The 17,811-nt window shown below is 67.5% G+C and carries 16 protein-coding genes, 1 tRNA gene and 3 pseudogenes; 10 read left to right on the top strand and 10 right to left on the bottom strand.

The genetic code is table 11. The features are described 5' to 3' along the window. A partial coding sequence (locus tag ACH107_RS21260; protein WP_412507505.1) for a divergent polysaccharide deacetylase family protein occupies window positions 1–1,000 on the top strand: 1,000 nt, incomplete at its 5' end. Window positions 1,001–1,131: 131 nt separating this feature from the next. Here ACH107_RS21260 and ACH107_RS21255 read toward each other — a convergent pair. From ACH107_RS21255 to fabI, 7 genes are all read right to left on the bottom strand, one after another. Further along, a complete protein-coding gene (locus tag ACH107_RS21255) occupies window positions 1,132–1,704 on the bottom strand; it encodes a pseudouridine synthase (RefSeq protein WP_412507507.1) in 573 nt (190 codons plus the stop codon). Window positions 1,705–1,742: 38 nt separating this feature from the next. Next, a complete protein-coding gene (locus ACH107_RS21250; RefSeq protein ID WP_412507504.1) occupies window positions 1,743–2,360 on the bottom strand; it encodes a rhodanese-like domain-containing protein in 618 nt (205 codons plus the stop codon). 107 nt (window positions 2,361–2,467) lie between these two features. Beyond that, window positions 2,468–3,973, bottom strand: a complete 1,506-nt coding sequence (gene trpE, locus ACH107_RS21245; protein WP_412507503.1) for an anthranilate synthase component I — start codon at window positions 3,971–3,973, stop codon at window positions 2,468–2,470. 14 nt (window positions 3,974–3,987) lie between these two features. After that, window positions 3,988–5,829, bottom strand: coding sequence for a SurA N-terminal domain-containing protein (locus ACH107_RS21240; protein ID WP_412507502.1), 1,842 nt, complete (start codon window positions 5,827–5,829; stop codon window positions 3,988–3,990). 46 nt (window positions 5,830–5,875) lie between these two features. Continuing rightward, complete coding sequence (locus ACH107_RS21235; protein WP_412507501.1) at window positions 5,876–7,081, bottom strand: aminotransferase; 1,206 nt, start codon at window positions 7,079–7,081, stop codon at window positions 5,876–5,878. Window positions 7,082–7,105: 24 nt separating this feature from the next. Beyond that, window positions 7,106–7,606, bottom strand: a complete 501-nt coding sequence (gpt, locus tag ACH107_RS21230) for a xanthine phosphoribosyltransferase (protein ID WP_412507500.1) — start codon at window positions 7,604–7,606, stop codon at window positions 7,106–7,108. 102 nt (window positions 7,607–7,708) lie between these two features. Further along, the gene (gene fabI, locus ACH107_RS21225) at window positions 7,709–8,518 is read right to left on the bottom strand and encodes an enoyl-ACP reductase FabI (protein WP_412507499.1); all 810 of its coding nucleotides are present in this window, start codon (window positions 8,516–8,518) and stop codon (window positions 7,709–7,711) included. 180 nt (window positions 8,519–8,698) lie between these two features. Here fabI and pdxH point away from each other — a divergent pair, with 180 nt between their 5' ends. Further along, a complete protein-coding gene (gene pdxH / locus ACH107_RS21220; protein WP_412507498.1) occupies window positions 8,699–9,301 on the top strand; it encodes a pyridoxamine 5'-phosphate oxidase in 603 nt (200 codons plus the stop codon). Window positions 9,302–9,455: 154 nt separating this feature from the next. Beyond that, a pseudogene (locus ACH107_RS21215) lies at window positions 9,456–9,623 on the top strand (cold-shock protein); the annotation flags it as partial. A 14-nt stretch (window positions 9,624–9,637) separates the two neighbouring features. Here ACH107_RS21215 and ACH107_RS21210 read toward each other — a convergent pair. Further along, a pseudogene (locus ACH107_RS21210) lies at window positions 9,638–9,706 on the bottom strand (hypothetical protein); the annotation flags it as partial. Between the two features lie 28 nt (window positions 9,707–9,734). Between ACH107_RS21210 and ACH107_RS21205 the strand changes: the two are divergent. The 4 genes from ACH107_RS21205 (at window position 9,735) to ACH107_RS21190 (ending at window position 14,729) form a co-directional block, all read left to right on the top strand. Continuing rightward, window positions 9,735–9,953 (top strand): cold-shock protein, encoded by a 219-nt coding sequence (locus ACH107_RS21205; RefSeq protein WP_412507506.1) that lies wholly within the window; start codon window positions 9,735–9,737, stop codon window positions 9,951–9,953. After that, window positions 9,950–10,399, top strand: a complete 450-nt coding sequence (locus tag ACH107_RS21200; RefSeq protein ID WP_412507497.1) for a DUF192 domain-containing protein — start codon at window positions 9,950–9,952, stop codon at window positions 10,397–10,399. The genes ACH107_RS21205 and ACH107_RS21200 overlap by 4 nt, the downstream gene beginning before the upstream one ends. Window positions 10,400–10,442: 43 nt before the next feature. After that, window positions 10,443–10,519, top strand: a tRNA-Pro gene (locus ACH107_RS21195). A gap of 532 nt (window positions 10,520–11,051) precedes the next feature. Next, the gene (locus ACH107_RS21190) at window positions 11,052–14,729 is read left to right on the top strand and encodes a vitamin B12-dependent ribonucleotide reductase (protein ID WP_412507496.1); all 3,678 of its coding nucleotides are present in this window, start codon (window positions 11,052–11,054) and stop codon (window positions 14,727–14,729) included. Between the two features lie 146 nt (window positions 14,730–14,875). Here ACH107_RS21190 and ACH107_RS21185 read toward each other — a convergent pair whose 3' ends face one another. Both ACH107_RS21185 and ACH107_RS21180 read right to left on the bottom strand, forming a co-directional pair. Beyond that, a complete protein-coding gene (locus ACH107_RS21185) occupies window positions 14,876–15,508 on the bottom strand; it encodes a cytochrome b/b6 domain-containing protein (protein ID WP_412507495.1) in 633 nt (210 codons plus the stop codon). Then, complete coding sequence (locus ACH107_RS21180; protein WP_412507494.1) at window positions 15,508–15,807, bottom strand: PepSY domain-containing protein; 300 nt, start codon at window positions 15,805–15,807, stop codon at window positions 15,508–15,510. The genes ACH107_RS21185 and ACH107_RS21180 overlap by 1 nt, the downstream gene beginning before the upstream one ends. 131 nt (window positions 15,808–15,938) lie before the next feature. Between ACH107_RS21180 and ACH107_RS21175 the strand changes: the two genes are divergently transcribed. From ACH107_RS21175 to ACH107_RS21165, 3 genes and pseudogenes are all read left to right on the top strand, one after another. Next, on the top strand, window positions 15,939–16,256 hold the full coding sequence (locus ACH107_RS21175; RefSeq protein ID WP_412507493.1) for a PepSY domain-containing protein: 318 nt from the start codon (window positions 15,939–15,941) through the stop codon (window positions 16,254–16,256). After that, the gene (locus ACH107_RS21170) at window positions 16,256–16,921 is read left to right on the top strand and encodes a response regulator transcription factor (RefSeq protein ID WP_412507492.1); all 666 of its coding nucleotides are present in this window, start codon (window positions 16,256–16,258) and stop codon (window positions 16,919–16,921) included. The genes ACH107_RS21175 and ACH107_RS21170 overlap by 1 nt, the downstream gene beginning before the upstream one ends. After that, window positions 16,918–17,811, top strand: a pseudogene (locus ACH107_RS21165) (sensor histidine kinase); the annotation flags it as partial. The gene ACH107_RS21170 and the pseudogene ACH107_RS21165, both read left to right, overlap by 4 nt.

Raw genomic sequence — 17,811 nt, 5'->3', positions numbered from 1 at the left:
GGAGGACGCGATGCCGGCGCCGGAGACCGGCACGGCCGAACCCGGCGTCGTCGTGGAGGACGATAGCCCGGTCCTGCCGAGCCCGCAGGCGATGCCGCCCGAGGCGCCGGGCGCCGAAAGCGACCTGTCCATTTCCACCGAGCCCGCCCAGCCGGTGCAGCCCGAGATCACCGAGGAGGACAGCGCCTTTCCCGGGTCCGGGGGCGGCGCGGATCGCGGCGCGCAAGCTAGCGGGACGATCGCGGACCTTGCCCCCGAGGTGACCACCGACAGGCTGCCGTCGCTGCGCGAGGCACCCGGCGATGACAATGCCGCGGCGCCATCCGCGCGCCCGTTGGACCGTTTCGCCGTGCCTTTCGAGAACCCGGAGGGCAAGCCGTTGATGTCGATCGTGCTGATCGACGACGGCACGTCCCCGGTGGGGCTGGATGCGCTCGGCAGCTTTCCCTACCCGGTCAGCTTCGCCATCGACGCGAGCTGGCCGGGCGCGGCGGCGGCCGCGCGCGAGTACCGCGACGCCGGGTTCGAGGTTCTGGCGCTGACCAACCTGCCGCCCGGGGCGGGGCCGCGCGATACCGAGGTTGCCATGCAGGGCCTGCTCGGGGCCGTGCCCGGCGCCGTCGCCGTGATCGAGGGAACGGGCACGGGGCTGCAGGAAAACCGCGCCGCGGCCGAGCAGCTTGCGCCGATCCTGCTGGACAGCGGGCACGGGCTGGTCCTGCTGCCGCAGGGGCTGAACACGGTGCGGAAGCTGGCCGAACGGCAGGGGGTGCCCGCGGCCACGGTTTTCCGGGACTTCGATTCGAAGGGGCAGGACGCCACCGTCATCCGCCGGTTCCTCGACCAGGCCGCGTTCCGCGCGGGGCAGGAGGACGGCGGCGTCATCATGCTGGGGCGCCTGCGCGCCGAAACGGTATCGGCCCTGATCCTGTGGGGCCTGCAGGACCGCGCGAGCCGCGTGGCGCTGGCGCCGGTTTCGGCCATCCTCACGCAGGACTGAGCCGCGCGGGCCTGCCGGGACCGGTGGTGCCGGAAGGGCCGGGGCAAGGGGCGTGTGGCGCCGCCCGGACGCCTTCGGCGAGGGTATTTTCACCGAGAAGAAGCAGCCTTTCCGGGGGCGGGTACGACGGATCAGCCCCGTGACCGGGGCCGGTCGGGACGTGCGGTGCACCACGTGCCGGGCGCGATGCCGTCAAGCCGCCACGGCCCGACCTGCCAGCGGACCAGCCTGAGGGTCGGGTGGCCGAGATGGGCCGTCATCCGCCGGACCTGCCGGTTGCGCCCCTCGGTGATGGTGAGGCGCAGCCAGCAATCCGACACGGTCTTGCGGTAGCGCACCGGCGGGTCGCGGGGCCACAGGTCGGGCGGATCGATGCGGTCGGCGCGGGCGGGGCGTGTCGGCCCGTCCTTGAGCGCGAGGCCGCCACGCAGCGCGTCGAGCGCGGCATCGTCCGGGATGCCCTCGACCTGCACGAGGTATGTCTTGGGCATCTTGCGCCGCGGCCGGGAGATGCGGGCCTGCAGGCGGCCGTCATCGGTCAGCAGAAGCAGCCCTTCGCTGTCGCGGTCGAGCCGGCCCGCCGGGTAGATGCCGGGCAGGTCGATGAAATCCGACAAGGTCTGCCGGGGCGCGCCCGCGCCGGCCCTGTCGGTGAATTGCGACAGGACGCCGTGGGGCTTGTTGAAGAGGATGAGCCGCGCCATGGCCGCCTGATGGAACAAGCGGCCACGGCTGGCAAGGGTTACCTCGATGCGGCGGGCCAGAAGCCTTCGCGCAGCTTGTAGGTCCATTCGCCGCCGGCATTCTTCCAGCCGTTGACCTCTCTCTTGCCGTCGGCGTTCTTGTCGCCTTCGAAGCCATCCACGACGGTGTAGGCCGGTGTGTCCACGCCCGCGTCAAAGAGCGCATCGACCGCCCGTGCGCTGCGCCCGCCGGAGCGGCAGATGATCAGCACGGCCGCCGGGTCATGTTCGGAGATGAACGTCTTCATTTCGCTCATGAAGTTCGGGTTCGACTTCATCTTGTAGCGGCCCTTCTCGGCGTTGAAGGGATACGCCGGGTCGATCATCTTGAACGGGATGTTGGCATCGGCCGCCGTTGGGTAGCCCACCAGCATCGTTTCGGCGGGGCTGCGCACGTCCACGAGCGCCACATCGTCACGCTCGGCCATCAGCGCGATCGTTTCCTCGGCGGTGATGTAGTTGCCGACCTTGTTGATCTTTTTCTTGGCAAGCTCCGCTTCGACAACGGAGGTCTCGATGGTCATTCCGTGGTCATCTGCATGGCTGGCGGCGGGCAGGAACAAGGCAAGGCCCAATGCAAGGGCGGAGGTGGTGAGAAAGCGGCTCGGGCTTGGCATGATGCGTCTCCTTTCGTGGTGACATTCAATAATGCGAATACAACACGCTTAAAGGCGATTCCTGTCTGGATCTTTGACACGGATCAACCGGATGTCCGGCCGGCCTGTCAGCCGTCGCCGGCGAAGCGGGCCGCGTCGGCCGCGGCGCGGCGGATGGCGTTGGACTTGTGGACGGTTTCCATGTACTCGGCCTCGGGGTCGCTGTCATGGACGACGCCGCCGCCGGCCTGGATGTAGAGCTTGTCATCCTTCACCACGGCCGTGCGCAACGCGATGCAGATGTCCATGTCGCCGCCGGCGCTGAAATACCCGACACCGCCGCCGTAGACGCCACGCTTCTCGGGCTCCAGCGCGTCGATGATTTCCATCGCCCGCACCTTGGGCGCGCCCGACACCGTTCCGGCGGGCAGGCCGGCCAGAAGGGCCGAGAGCGAATCCTGACCCTCGGCAAGTTCGCCCACCACGTTGGAGACGATATGCATCACGTGGCTGTAGCGTTCGATGATGAATTCCTCGGTGGGCCGTACGGTGCCGACCCGCGCCACGCGGCCCACGTCATTGCGGCCCAGATCGAGCAGCATCAGGTGTTCGGCCCGTTCCTTGGTGTCGGCGAGCAGATCGGCCTCGTTGGCGCGATCCTCCCCGGGGGTCTGTCCGCGCGGGCGCGTGCCGGCGATGGGCCGGATCGTCACCTCCGACCCGAAGACACGCACGAGGATTTCCGGGCTTGCGCCGACGACCTGGAAACCGCCGAAATTGAAATAGAACATGAAGGGCGACGGGTTGGTGCGCCGGAGCGAGCGGTAGAGCGAGAAGGGCGGCTGGCGGAAATCCTGTGTCCATCGCTGCGAGGGCACCACCTGGAAGATGTCCCCGGCGCGGATGTATTCCTTGGCCGTCTCGACGGCCTGCTTGTAGCCCTCGCGGGTGAAATTGGACACCGGCGCGCCGCTTTCGCTGGCCTCGCCCAGCCCGCGGCTGGCCTGCGGCAGGGCGCGGTCAAGGTCACGGACGGCGTCCATCACCCGTTCGGCGGCCTGCGCGTAGGCGGCCTTGGCGGATAGCCCCGACGCCACCCACGCCGGTGCGACGACGATGACCTCGCCCTTGACGCCGTCGAGCACGGCGACGACCGACGGGCGCAGCAGCGTCGCGTCGGGCAGCCCCAGCGGATCGGGGGGCACGTCCGGCAAGTGCTCGACCAGCCGGATCATGTCATAGCCCAGATAGCCGAAGAGCCCGGCGCTGGCGGCGGGCAGGTCCTCGGGCAGGTCGATGCGGCTTTCGGCGATGAGCGCGCGCAAGTTAGAGAGCGGGTCGCCGGGCTGTGGCTCGAACGCCGTGTCGTCGAACCGGGCCTGCCGGTTGATGCGGCTGTTGTCGCCGTGGCACTGCCAGACGATATCGGGTTTCATCCCGATGATCGAGTAGCGCCCGCGCACCTCGCCGCCGGTGACGGATTCGAGCACGAAGGCGTCGCGCGCCGCGCCCGTGAGCTTGAGCATCAGCGAGACCGGCGTGTCGAGGTCGGCGGCAAGGCGGGTGAACACCAGCTGGTTCTCCCCGGCCTCGTAGCCGCGGGCGAAATCGTCGAAAGTGGGGGTCAGTTCCAAACCGCGTGGCTCCGTCACTGGAAGTTCGAGTGCACCGCGTTCAGCGCCTGCTGGTCGATGGTCACGCCGACGCGCTGACGGATGTCGTTGACGAGCGCCTGGAACAGATCCCCGGCAAGCGCGCCCGAGGCACGTTCCCTGATCGTGTCGCGCAGCGCGGCGACATCGGGATTGCCGGTGTCGGGCGGCGCGATGTCGTCGAGACGCAGGACCAGCACCTGACCGGCGCCGTCGAGCAGCCGCGCATCGCCTTGCTGCATCGAGAAGACGGCGTCGATGAACCCGGCCGGCGTGTTCGCCTGGAACCCGCGGCGGGTGAGGTCCGTCACGCTTTCGGTCGCAAGGCCGAGCGCGTCGAACGGCGTGCCGGTTTCGAGCTGCGGCAGATAGTCCTGCGCCTGGTCGCGCAGGGCCTCGACCGTCGCCTGCCGCCGCCAGCCCCGCTCGACCGCGTCGCGCACCTCTTCCAGCGGCATGACCTCGGGGGGGATGACATCGTCGAGCCGCAGCGCGAAAATCCCGGCATCCTCCAGCTGCTCGACTTCCGGGTAATCCTCGGCCGTGACCTCGGCCGCGGCGCGGCGGAAGGAATCGTAGGCGGCAATGCCGGTGGTCTCGTCGGGGTGCCAGTCGATCTGTCCGAGCTGCATGGCCGTTTCCGCCGCCAGATCCTCGATCGTGGCGCCGCCGGCCAGCAGGTTGTCGATTTCCTCGATCCGGTTGTCCACGACCCGGCGGGCCCGGTCGGCCGCGAGATCCTCGCGCAGGAGGGGTTTCGCCTCCTCGAAGCTGGTCTGCCGGGCGGCAAGCACGGCATTGACGCGGTAGAGCGCGGGGCCCACCGTACTGGGCGCAGGGCCGACGACCTCGCCGGCCGCGGCGTCGAAGACCGTTTCGGCGGCGGCGCCCAGGTCGTCGCGGGAAACGTCGCCCAGATCGACGTCGGCCAACCGCAGGCCGCGGTCCTCGACCAGCGTGTCGAAGCTCTCGCCGTCCTCGATCCGGGTCAGCGCATCGCGGGCCGCGGCCTCGTCGGCAAAGGCAAGCCGTTCGACCAGTCGTTTCTCGGGCGTGTTGAATTCCTCCGATCGCGCCTCGTAGGCCTCGCGCAGCGCCTGCTCGTCCAGTTCGACCGTGTCGAGGACCATGTCCGGCGTCAGCCATGCATAGGTGATCACCTTGGTCTCGGGCGTGGTGAAACGCGCTTCGTTCGACTGGTGATACGCGCGAAGCTGCTCCTCGGTCGGCACCGGCAGGCCGGTTGCCAGATCGTCCCGCGAGAGCGTGGCCCACGTGACGCTGCGCCGTTCGGCAAGGAAGGCCACCATGGCATCCACGTAGCCCGACGGGGCCGCGGCCCCGGTAACGACGGCAGCTTGCAGCAGGGTGCGGGCGGTTTCCGCGCGGATGTCCTGTTCGAACTCAGCCTCCGAAAGCCCTTGCTGCTCCAGCGCGAAGGCATAGAATTCGCGGTCGAACTCACCGTCGACGCCCTGGAAGGATTGTATGCCGAGGATCTGGTCGCGCAGATTTTCATCGCCGATCGAGATCCCCATGCGCCGCGTTTCGTCATTCAGCGCGGCCTGCGCGACCAAGCGGCCCAGCACGGCCTGGTCGATGCCTTCGGCGCGGGCCTGGGCAAAGCTGACGGGCTCGCCCCGTTCCGCCTGCAACGCGCGGATTTCCCGTTGCAGCGTGCGGGCATATTCCTGAAGCTCGATATCGGTGTCGCCCACGGTGCCGACGTTGCGTGCCGTGCCCGACAGGTTGGTCACGCCGAAACCGCCGAGACCCAGTATCAGAAGGCCCATCAGGATCCAGACAAGGGTTTTGGTGATACTGTTGCTGCCCGCCATGCGGCCCCCCGGTGGATTGGCTTGAAAACGCGTTGGTCGCGTCTGTCTACGCGCCCGCCGCGCCGGGGGCAAGGGGCCAGCCCAGCCCGGCCAGCCGATCGAAAAGCATCCCGATCTGGGGGCGGGTCACGTTGGCGAAGGCGATGCGGACCTCATGCCGGCCGGCCGGATCGCCGGCGGGGCGGAACATCGTGCCCGGCAGCAGCAGCACGCCCGCGTCGCCCAGCAGACGCGGCGCCAGCGTGTCCGAGGACATGTCGAACGGATGGCGCAGGTAGGCGAAATAGGCACCGCAGCCCAGCAGGTGCCAGCCCGCGTCGGTGAGCCTTGGCATGGCGTCCTCGATCGCGGCACGGCGGTCGAGGATCTCGGCGCGTTCCCCCGCGAGCCAGTCGCCAAGGTTGCGCATCCCCCACAGCGCGGCGATCTGGCCAAGCTGGTTGGGGCAGATCGTCACCGTGTCGAGAAACTTCTCGGCCTCGGCCAGAAGGTCCGGCCCGGCCACCATCGCGCCCACGCGATGCCCGGTCAGCCGGTACGCCTTGGAAAACGAATAGAGGTGCACCAGCGTGTCCGCCCAGCCGGGATCGGCAAAGAGGTCATGCGGTGCCGCGGGGCGCGCGTCGAAGTCCCTGTAGGTCTCGTCGATGATCAGGCGTAGCCCGCGGGCCTGTGCCAGGCCGTGGAACGCGTGCACCAGGTCTGCGGGGTATTCCACGCCGCCGGGGTTGTTCGGCGTCACGAGCACGATGGCGCGGGTCCGGTCGGTGATGCGCGCCTCGGCCTCCGCCGGGTCCGGCAGCAGCTCCGCGCCGGCGGGCAGGGGGACGGTGCGGACGCCGGCCATGTCAAGCCACATCTTGTGGTTGAAATACCACGGCATGGGCAGGATCACCTCGTCGCCCTCGCCGCACAGCGCGGCGACGGCCGCGCAAAACGCCTGATTGCACCCCGACGTGATGGCGACCTGCGCGTGGCCGATGCGGCCGCCATAGGCACGCGACCATTGATGCGCGATTTCCTCGCGCAGGTCGTCGCGGCCCAGAACCGCGCCGTAGAGATGCGCCGACGGATCGGAAAGCGCCGCGTCGGCGATGGCCTGCCGCAGCCCGGCCGGGGGCGGGTCGACGGGCGCGGCCTGGCTGACGTTGATGAGGTCAAGGCCCCGCGGGACGGGTGTGTCGGCCAACCATTGCCGCGCCTGCATCACGGGCGGCGCGAAGGTGGTGGCGGTGCGGGGGCATGATGTCATGTGCCTGTCCTCGGCGCTGCGCGGTCAGGTGCCGCGATACGGTTCGACGTATTGCAGGGCCATGTCCCACGGAAAGAAGATCCACGTGTCCTGGCTGACCTCGGTGACGAAAGTATCCACCTGCTCGCGCCCCATGGGCTTGGCATAGACGGTGGCCACGTGGGCCTTGGGCATCGTCTTGCGCACGACTTCCAGCGTGCGCCCGGTATCCACCAGATCATCCACGATGAGCACGCCCTTGCCATCCCCCACAAGGCCCATGTCGGGCGCTTTTATCACGACGGGTTCGCCTTGGGTCTGGTGATTGTACGACTTGACGCTGATCGTGTCCACGGTTCGGATGTCCAGTTCGCGGGCGACGATCATCGCCGGCGCCATGCCGCCGCGCGTGATCGCCACGACCATGCGCCAGCCGCCATCCTCGGGCCCGTGGGCCTGCAGGCGCCATGCCAGTGCGCGGGCATCCCTGTGAAGCTGGTCCCAGCTGACGTGAAAGCCTTTCTCGTGGGGCAAGCGGTCGGTCATCGGGCGGGTCCTTTCATCTGTCGCACGTGGCGGCCGACGTATCGGGGCGCGCCGCGCTGCGCCTCGGCGCCATGGCGGGCCGGTGCGCGATAGGCCCCGGGCCTAGCTGGTCGCATCGATGTCCGGCGCGTCCACGGCCTTCATGCCGACCACGTGGTATCCCGCGTCGACATGCAGGGTTTCACCGGTGGTGCCGCTGCCGAGGTCACTGAGAAGGTAGAGCGCCGATTTGCCCACGTCCTCGATCGTCACGTTGCGACGCAGGGGGGAGTTCAGCTCGTTCCACTTGAGGATATAGCGGAAATCGCCGATCCCGCTTGCCGCCAGCGTGCGGATGGGGCCGGCGCTGATCGCGTTGACGCGGATGCCGTCGCGGCCGAGGTCCTCGGCCATGTACATCACCGAGGCCTCCAGCGCGGCCTTGGCCACTCCCATCACGTTGTAATGCGGCATGACCTGCTCGGCCCCGTAATATGTCAGCGTCAGGGCGCTGCCGCCGTCGGGCATGAGCCTGGCGGCCCGCTGCATCACGGCGGTGAAACTGTAGCAGCTGATGTCCATCGTCCTGAGGAAGTTTTCGCGGCTGGTATCCACGTAGCGGCCGCGCAGTTCGGACTTGTCGGAAAAGCCGATCGCGTGGACGATGAAATCCAGCCGGCCCCACCGGGCCTCCAGCGCGTCGAACAGCGCCTCGATCGAGGACATGTCGGCCACGTCACAGGACAGGACGAGGTCCGAGCCCAGTTCCCGCGCCAGTGGTTCGACGCGCTTTCCGAGCGCGTCACCCTGGTAGGAGAAAGCGAGCTCGGCGCCGGCATCCGCGCAGGCCTGCGCGATGCCCCAGGCAATGGACTTGTCGTTGGCCAACCCCATGATCAGCCCGCGCTTGCCCGCCATCAGTTCGTTTGACATTTTCAGACCCCGGCACAATATCTTGTCTCGGTGTCTTTAGGCGATCGGCCTGTCTGCTTCAAGGGAAAGGCGTCCAAGCAGCGGGTCTAAATTGGCAAATCCGGAACGGCAAGTGCGGCCCGCGCGCTGTCGACTGCCGGACGACAGGAAAACGCACGGGCGCAGGCGATGGGGGTAGGGATGGACAGACACGGGAAATTCGCGGGCGACGACCCCTTCGAGATCGCCCGCGGCTGGCTTGCCGAGGCCGAAGAGAGCGAGATCAACGATCCCAACGCGGTCGCCCTGGCGACCGTCGACGAAGCCGGGCTTCCCAACGTGCGCATGGTGCTGCTCAAGGAGATCGAGGACGGCGCCTTCGTGTTCTACACCAACTACGAGAGCGCCAAGGGGCAGGAGATCGCGCAGAGCGGCAAGGCCGCGATGGTCCTGCACTGGAAATCCTTGCGGCGTCAGCTTCGGGTCCGCGGGCATGTCGAGCGCGAGGATGGTCCGCAGGCGGATGCCTATTTCGACACCCGGTCGCTGCGCAGCCGGCTTGGCGCCTGGGCATCGCGGCAGTCACGGCCGCTGGGATCGCGGGCGGAACTGATGGCCAAGGTGGCCAAGATCACCGCGGCCAAGGGTCCAAGCCCCGACAGGCCACCCTTTTGGGGAGGTTTCAGAATCATTCCCGTTGAGATCGAGTTCTGGGCGGACGGCGATTTCCGGCTGCACGACAGGTTCGTCTGGCGCCGGGAGACGCCCGAAGACGCGTGGGATATCCAAAGGTTGAACCCGTGATGCGCTGGATCGTGCCGCACGCGCAGATGCTGTGATTTGCCCTTGCAAGTACGCGTTGATTTGACGCAAGAGTTTAATGGTCTTGGGGATGAAGGCTGTTGGATAGGACAAATTGACCGATCAGAACGAGGAAACGCGCAGAATATCCGGCCGGGTGAAATGGTTCGATCCCGTCAAGGGGTTCGGCTTCGTTGTCGCCGCCGAGGGCGGGCCGGACATCCTGTTGCACGCCAATGTCTTGCGGAATTTCGGCCAGAGTTCGGTGGCCGACCGGGCCGGCATCGAGGTGGACGTGCAGGAAACGGAGCGCGGCTTGCAGGCTGTCGCCGTGCTGGCGATCGAGCCGCCGGATGACGGCGATCCCAACGCGCTTGCGGACCTGGACGAAATCGATCCGGAGGTCATCAAGGCCGCGCCGCTCGAACCCGCCCGCGTGAAGTGGTTCGACAAGGCCAAGGGATTCGGCTTCGCGAACACGTTCGGCCGCGAGGAGGACGTTTTCGTGCACATCGAGGTGTTGCGGCGCTCGGGGCTGGCAGACCTGCAACCGGGCGAGGCGCTGGCGATCCGCGTCATCGATGGCAAGAGGGGCCGCATGGCAACCGAGGTGTGTGGATGGGAATTGGCAGTCAGGCAATCAGGCTCGTCGTGACGTGCATCGCCGTCGCGGCCGGCTCGGCCGTGTCGGCGGGCACGTGCCGGCAGGACGAAGTGACCGTGCGCGGTGACTGGGGGCAGGCGCGCTTCTCCGTCGAGGTGGCGCGCACGCCGGCCGAGCGCAACAAGGGCCTGATGAACCGCGAAAGCCTGCCGCGCAGCGCGGGCATGCTGTTCGTTTACGAGCGGCCGCGGCGAGTCAGCTTCTGGATGAAGGATACGCTGATTCCGCTGGACATCATCTTCATGGATGCGTCCGGCACGGTGGGCCGCATCCACAAGATGGCCACGCCGATGGACACCACGCCGCTTTTCGGTGGCACCGAGGTGCAGTACGTTCTGGAAATCAACGGCGGTCTCGCGGACATGATCGGCATCGACGCAGGCAGCGAGCTGCGCCACCCGGCCGTCGATCCGGATCGCGCGGCGTGGCCCTGTTAGGGGTTTTCAAACCGCGAAAAGCGGTCTAGACAACGGCACGGTCCGGGGCGTGGCGCAGTCTGGTAGCGCACCTGTTTTGGGTACAGGGGGTCGTGAGTTCGAATCTCGCCGCCCCGACCAGTCCTTAGAAAAGTTCGCTCATCCATAGGCGGCGTGGGCCGTGCAGCCACCGGGTGTGGCGTGCCCGCGACACCGCCCTGGTTCCGGTGCCGCCGCGGCAACCGGCAAGGGCGTCGGGCGCGTCTTGCTGGAGTCATTTCTCACGAGTTGCGGCTAAGCCCGCGTGAAACAACCGATTTCGCGCAGCGCCTTTCGGCGGCTTGGCCGCGGCATCCGCCGGGCGGAATCGCACCACGGTGTCGCTCCGGCGCGTTGCCGTGTTCGTCAATGGCCCGGACATACAAAATACTGAAAATTTTCCGTTGACCATGGACGGCAAAATACGCCACTTTGTGTAGGCCGTCGGGTCAGACACTACATCTAGTGCGGCAAGCGCGGTCAGGGACAGATAGACGAGGCAGACCCCGGACGGTGGATCCGGGCATTCACCCAGCAGGTGATGCCTGTTGCTACGGGTCGTTTGTTCCGACTGTTGATACGACGCGGGGCGCGATCCCGCAGGAACAGATTTGCTGAATATGGGGCAGCCAGAATGAAGATCGAACGCAAATTCACCGAGGCAGGGAAAGGCGCGTACGGAGCATTGGAATTCGTGACCACGAGTTCCGAGATACGCAACCCTGACGGGACGACGGTTTTCCGGCTCGACGAGGTCGAAGTGCCGGCCGGCTGGAGCCAGGTCGCCAGCGACGTGATCGCGCAGAAGTATTTCCGCAAGGCCGGCGTTCCGGCGAAACTCGCGAAGGTGCCCGAGGACGGTGTGCCCGAGTTCCTCTGGCGGTCCGTCGCGGCCGACGACAACGACGCCACCGGCGGCGAGACGAGCGCCAGGCAGGTCTTTGACCGCATGGCCGGCGCCTGGGCCTACTGGGGCTGGAAGGGCGGCTACTTCTCGACCGAGGAAGACGCGCGCGCCTATTTCGACGAGATGCGTTTCATGCTGGCCAAGCAGATGGCGGCGCCCAACAGCCCGCAATGGTTCAACACCGGCCTGCACTGGGCCTATGGCATCGACGGCCCGAGCCAGGGACATTACTACGTCGATTACCAGAGCGGTGAGCTGACCAAATCCACCAGCGCTTACGAGCATCCGCAGCCCCATGCCTGTTTCATCCAGTCGGTTGGCGACGATCTGGTCGGCGATGGCGGGATCATGGACCTGTGGGTGCGCGAGGCACGCCTGTTCAAGTACGGCTCGGGCACCGGCACCAACTTTTCCAGCCTGCGCGCCGAGGGCGAGAAGCTGTCGGGCGGGGGCAAGTCCAGCGGGCTGATGGGCTTCCTCAAGATCGGGGACCGCGCGGCGGGCGCCATCAAGTCGGGCGGCACAACGCGGCGCGCGGCCAAGATGGTGATCTGTGACGCGGATCACCCCGATATCGAGGAGTTCATCAATTGGAAGGTGCGCGAGGAGCAGAAGGTGGCGTCCATCGTCGCCGGGTCCAAGATGCACGAACTGAAGCTGAACGAGATTTTCGCGGCGATCCGCGCGTGGGACGGCAGCGGCGAGGACGCCGTGGACCCGGGCCGGAACCAGCAGCTCAAGGCCGCGATCCGCGGGGCCAAGCAGGCCCGCATTCCCGAGACCTATGTCAAGCGCGTGCTGGATTACGCGCGGCAGGGCTATGACAGGATCGAGTTCCCGACCTATGACACCGACTGGGATTCGGACGCTTATGCCAGTGTCTCGGGCCAGAATTCGAACAATTCGATCCGCGTCACCGACGCGTTCCTCAAGGCCGTCGAGAACGATGACGACTGGGCGTTGATCAACCGCGTGGACGGCAGCGTGGCCAAGACGATCAAGGCGCGCGACCTGTGGGAGGACGTGGGCCATGCCGCGTGGGCCTGCGCCGACCCGGGCATCCAGTACCACGACACGGTCAACGCGTGGCACACATGCCCCGAAGACGGCGAGATCCGCGGCTCGAACCCGTGCTCGGAATACATGTTCCTCGATGACACGGCCTGCAACCTGGCGTCCATGAACCTGCTGCAGTTCTACCACGACGGCCGGTTCGACGCGGATGCCTACATGCACGCCACGCGGCTGTGGACGGTGACGCTGGAGATCAGCGTGATGATGGCGCAGTTCCCGTCCCGGGAGATCGCGCAGCTTTCCCACGAATTCCGCACGCTGGGCCTTGGCTATGCCAATATCGGCGGGCTGTTGATGAACATGGGGCTGGGCTACGATTCCGACGAGGGCCGGGCCCTGGGCGGCGCGCTGAGCGCGATCATGACAGGGGTGGCCTACGCGACATCGGCCGAGATGGCCGGCGAGCTCGGGGCGTTCGAGGGCTACAAGCGCAACGAGAAGCACATGCTGCGTGTCATGCGCAACCACCGCAACGCCGCCTACGGGGCGTCGGAAGGGTACGAGGATCTGGCCGTCCGGCCGGTGCCGCTGGACCTCAAGAACTGCCCCGATGCGCGGCTGGCTGAGCTGGCCATGGCCAGCTGGGACGAAGCGGTGCAGATGGGCGAAAAGCACGGCTACCGCAACGCGCAGGCCACGGTGATCGCGCCCACCGGCACGATCGGGCTGGTCATGGATTGCGACACCACCGGCATCGAGCCCGATTTCGCGCTGGTGAAGTTCAAGAAGCTCGCCGGTGGCGGGTACTTCAAGATCATCAACCAGTCCGTGCCGGCGGCGCTGGAAAAGCTGGGCTACGGGCCGGCGCAGATCGGCGAGATCATCAGCTATGCCGTGGGCCACGGCAGCATCGGCAACGCGCCGGGTATCAATCACCGCTCTCTGGCCGGGCACGGTTTCGGGCCGAACGAGTTGGAAAAGGTGGACGCCGCCCTCGGCAGCGCGTTCGACATCCGCTTCGTGTTCAACCAGTGGACGCTGGGGCACGAGTTCTGCACGAACGTGCTGGGCATTCCCGCGGAGCGGCTGAACGACCCGACCTTCGACATGCTGGCGCATCTGGGCTATTCCAAGGCGGATATCGAGGCGGCCAATGACCACGTTTGCGGCACCATGACGCTGGAGGGGGCGCCGCATCTGGACCGCGCGCATTACCATGTCTTCGACTGTGCGAATCCCTGCGGCAAGAAGGGCACACGCTACCTGAACGTGGACAGCCACATCCGCATGATGGCCGCCGCGCAGAGCTTCATCTCGGGCGCGATTTCCAAGACGATCAACATGCCCAACGACGCCACGATCGAGGACTGCCAGAAGGCGTACGAACTGTCGTGGTCGCTCGGCGTGAAGGCCAACGCGCTGTATCGCGACGGCTCCAAGCTCAGCCAGCCGCTGGCATCCGCGCTGGTGGAGGATGACGACGAGGCCGCCGAGGTGCTGGAATCCGGCTCGACGCGGGAAAAGGCGGCGACACTGGCCGAGAAGATCGTCGAGAAGGTCGTGGTCAAGGAAGTGCTGAAATCGCACCGCGAGAAAATGCCGGAGCGGCGCAAGGGCTACACGCAGAAGGCCATCGTGGGCGGGCACAAGGTGTACCTGCGCACCGGCGAATACGGCGACGGATCCCTGGGCGAGATCTTCATCGACATGCACAAGGAAGGTGCGGGCTTCCGCGCGATGATGAACAACTTCGCCATCGCCGTGTCGGTGGGCCTGCAATACGGCGTGCCGCTGGAGGAGTTCGTCGATGCCTTCACCTTCACCAAGTTCGAACCCGCGGGCATGGTGCAGGGCAATGACAGCATCAAGAACGCGACCTCGATCCTCGACTACATCTTCCGTGAACTGGCCGTGAGCTACCTCGACCGTACCGATCTTGCCCATGTGAAACCCGAAGGCGCGTCCTTCGACGATCTGGGCCGGGGCGAAGAGGAAGGCGTGTCCAACATATCGGAGATGTCCGACGCGGCGGCCAACAAGTCGCTCGAGGTGCTCAAGCAGATCAGCTCCTCGGGGTATCTGCGCAAGCGGCTGCCGCAGGAACTGGTCGTGCTCAACGGCGGTCAGTCGATGGGGGCCACGGCGTTCGACGAAACGGAAGCCGCCGGCGCGATCCAGACCCTCGTGCCCGGCACGAGCCGGGGCGGCAGCGCCCCGGCCACCGGCGCGAAAACGGGCGCGGCGGTGTCCACCGGCATCGACGCGGCGACCAAGGCCCGGATGCAGGGCTTCGAGGGCGAAGCCTGCGGGGAATGCGGCAACTACACGCTGGTGCGCAACGGCACCTGCATGAAGTGCAATACCTGCGGCGGCACGAGCGGGTGCAGCTGAACGAGTTCGGGGGCGGGTGCGCTCGCCCCGGAAGCGGATCGGGAGACAGGCAACAAACAGTTTCGGGCGGTGAACCAACACCCCGATCCGCGAACCTGAGGGGGCCTTGGCCCCCTCTTTTCTTTTGGGTCCGCTGATGCGGGCGCTCAGGCGCGTTTGCGGCCGGTGACCATCGCGCGCACGAGGTTCTCACGATGCGCGAGGCTTGCCCACAGGACACCGCCGAGGTGAAGCAAGACGAGCATAAGCGTCGCGTTCGCGGCCGCCTCGTGGATCTCCTCCCACGCTTCCCCGGACTCGTCTTCATGGTGGTCGGCATGGTCCCCGGCGTCTTCGTCCCACGTGCCGGTACTGGCCTGCGGTCCGGTGGCCACGATCCACGCAAGCGGGCCGCGCCCCTCCTCAATGGCAAGCGTGCCCATGCCGGAAACCGTCGTCAGCGCCAGCATCACCAGCAACGCCACCGTCATGGCGCCGCCCGCCGGGCTGTGGCCCAGATGCCGCGTGGCCCGGCCCGCGGCGAGGTCACGCAGGTAGGTGAAGACGCGCGCGGGGCCCGTCACGAAGTCGGAAAAGCGGGCGCTGCGGGGCCCGACAAGCCCCCACAGGACGCGCAGGCCCAATGTCACCGCGATGGCATAGCCGGCGTAGCTGTGCAGCCATTCGGGGTCACCTTCGGTCAGGTAGGCGGTGGCGAACGCCGCCACCAGCACCCAGTGCCCGATCCGGACCAGGGGGTCCCAGACCCGGACCATGTTCTTGTTGTCCGAAACGGTCATCAGTCGTCATCGCCCCGGCGTTGCACGGGCTTGCCGGTGACCGGGTCAAGATAGGCGTCGACGCGCATCCCTTGCGCATCGGTCATCTCGACTTCGTAAACGCCGTACTCGGTGTCGATCTCGTGGATGGTGTATCCCTGCGCCTCCAACTGTTGCGCCAGCTCCGCCACGCGCATCCATTCCGCGCGGGGCGGGGTCTTCGTCATCTGGCGGTCTTCATCGTCCGAGGCTTTCACCCCGCTTGCGGCGAGCCCGGCTGCAACGGCGAGGGCGGTGGCGGCGAGTTTCACGGTTTTCATGGTCAATCTCCTCTGGCTTGATGCGGCGGGGTGCCGCGTTCTGCCCGGTCGTCATGGCATGCCGCGGCTGACGGTGCCCTGACGGCCATTGTCAGCTTGCTGTCAGCATCGCATCGGTAGAGACTGCGGCCATGACACGTCTGGTTTCCATGCTGCTGATCGGGGCGGCCGTCGCGGTGGCGGTGCCTGCCGTCGCGGACCGCGAGGACCACGACCGCGCGCGGCGGGCTCTCGAACAGGGCGAGGTTCTGCCGCTCGGCCGGATCCTCGCGATCGCCAGGGCCGACACGCCCGGACGCGTCATCGAGGTGGAATTCGAGCGCGACGACGGCCGCTGGATATACGAGCTCGAGCTCCTCACGCCGGGCGGGCGGTTGATCGAGCTGGAGATGGACGGCGCGACCGGGCGGGTGCTCGACCGTGACCACGACCGTTGGGATGCCGACTGATGCGCGTGCTTGCGGTCGAGGATGACCCCCGGATCGCCACCGACGTGGCCGCGGCCCTCGACGGGGCGGGATTTCACACCGAAACCTGCGCGGATGGCGACGAGGCTTGGTTTCTCGGCGATACCGAAGGCTATGACCTGATCGTGCTCGATCTGGGATTGCCGGGGATGGACGGGCTGTCGGTGCTCAAGCGCTGGCGCGCGGCCGGGCGCGAGATACCGGTGCTGGTGCTGACCGCGCGGGGCGCCTGGCAGGAACGTGTCGAGGGCATCGAGGCAGGGGCCGACGATTACCTTCCCAAGCCGTTCCGGATGGAGGAACTGGTGGCGCGGGCCCGCGCGCTCGTCCGCCGGGCGGCGGGCCGCGGCACGGCCGTTCAGGACGTGGGCGATCTGACGCTCGACACGAACCGGATGACGGCGGCGGTGCGCGGCGTGCCGGTCGCGTTGACGGCGCTGGAATACCGTCTGCTGGCCTATCTCGCGCTCAACCGCGACCGGGTGATCCCGCCGACCGAGCTGCTGGAGCATCTTTACGGCGACGACGACGCGCGCGAGGCGAACGCGCTGGAGGCCGTGATCGCCCGCCTGCGGCGCAAGCTCGGGGCCGGGGTGATCGGCACGCGGCGCGGTTTCGGGTATTTCCTCGAAGGAGCGGGTGCGTGAAGGCGCTGTCGTTGCGATGGCGTTTGCTGACCGCGGGCGCCGCGGCCGTTCTGCTGGCGCTGGGGCTGGCGGCGGCGGGGCTCGCGCAGTTGTTCGCCACCCATGTCGAGCGCCGTGCCCTGGCCGAGCTGTCGGTGCATCTGGATCAGGTCATGGCCGGGATGGCGCGGCGGGACGGGGCGCTGGTGCTGGCAAGTCCGCCCGCGGATCCGCGCTTTGCGCGGCCATATGGTGGGCTTTACTGGCAGGTTGCCGCCGGCGGATCGCTCTTGCGGTCACGCTCGCTCTGGGATCATGACCTGCGCCTGCCGCGTGACATGCTGGGCGAAGGCGAGGCGCATGTTCATCGCCTTGCCGGTCCGGACGGGGGCGAACTGCTGGTACTGGAACGGACGGTGGCGCTGCCCGAGCGCCTGGGGGCCGGGTCGGCGCGGGCCGCCGTGGCGCTGGACGTGGCCGAACTGGACCACGCGACGCGTGACTTCGTCGCGGACATGGCCCCGTATCTGGGGCTTCTGCTGTTCTTTCTCGTCGCGGCGCAGTGGGCGCAGGTCAGCCTCGGGCTTTCGCCGCTCGACCGGCTGGGCGCGCGTGTTTCGGCCCTGCGCAAGGACCGCGCGGCGCGGATGGGCGCCCGCTGGCCCCGCGAAGTGCAGCCGCTTGCCACGGAAATCGACGGGCTGCTGGCCGAGCGCGAGTCGGATGTCGAGAACGCGCGGGCCCGGGCGGGGGACCTGGCCCATGGCCTCAAGACTCCTCTTCAGGCGTTGCTCGGGGAAGCAGGCCGCCTGCGGGAACGGGGCGAAGCCGCGGCGGCCGCCGGGATCGAGGAGGTCGCGGGCGCGATGCGTGCCCATGTCGATCGGGAACTGGCCCGCGCCCGGACGGCC

The sequence above is a fragment of the Roseovarius halophilus (ex Wu et al. 2025) genome, assembly GCF_047086965.1.
The sequence above is the reverse complement of the archived record's forward strand: the minus strand, read 5'-3'. Positions and strand labels throughout refer to the sequence as shown.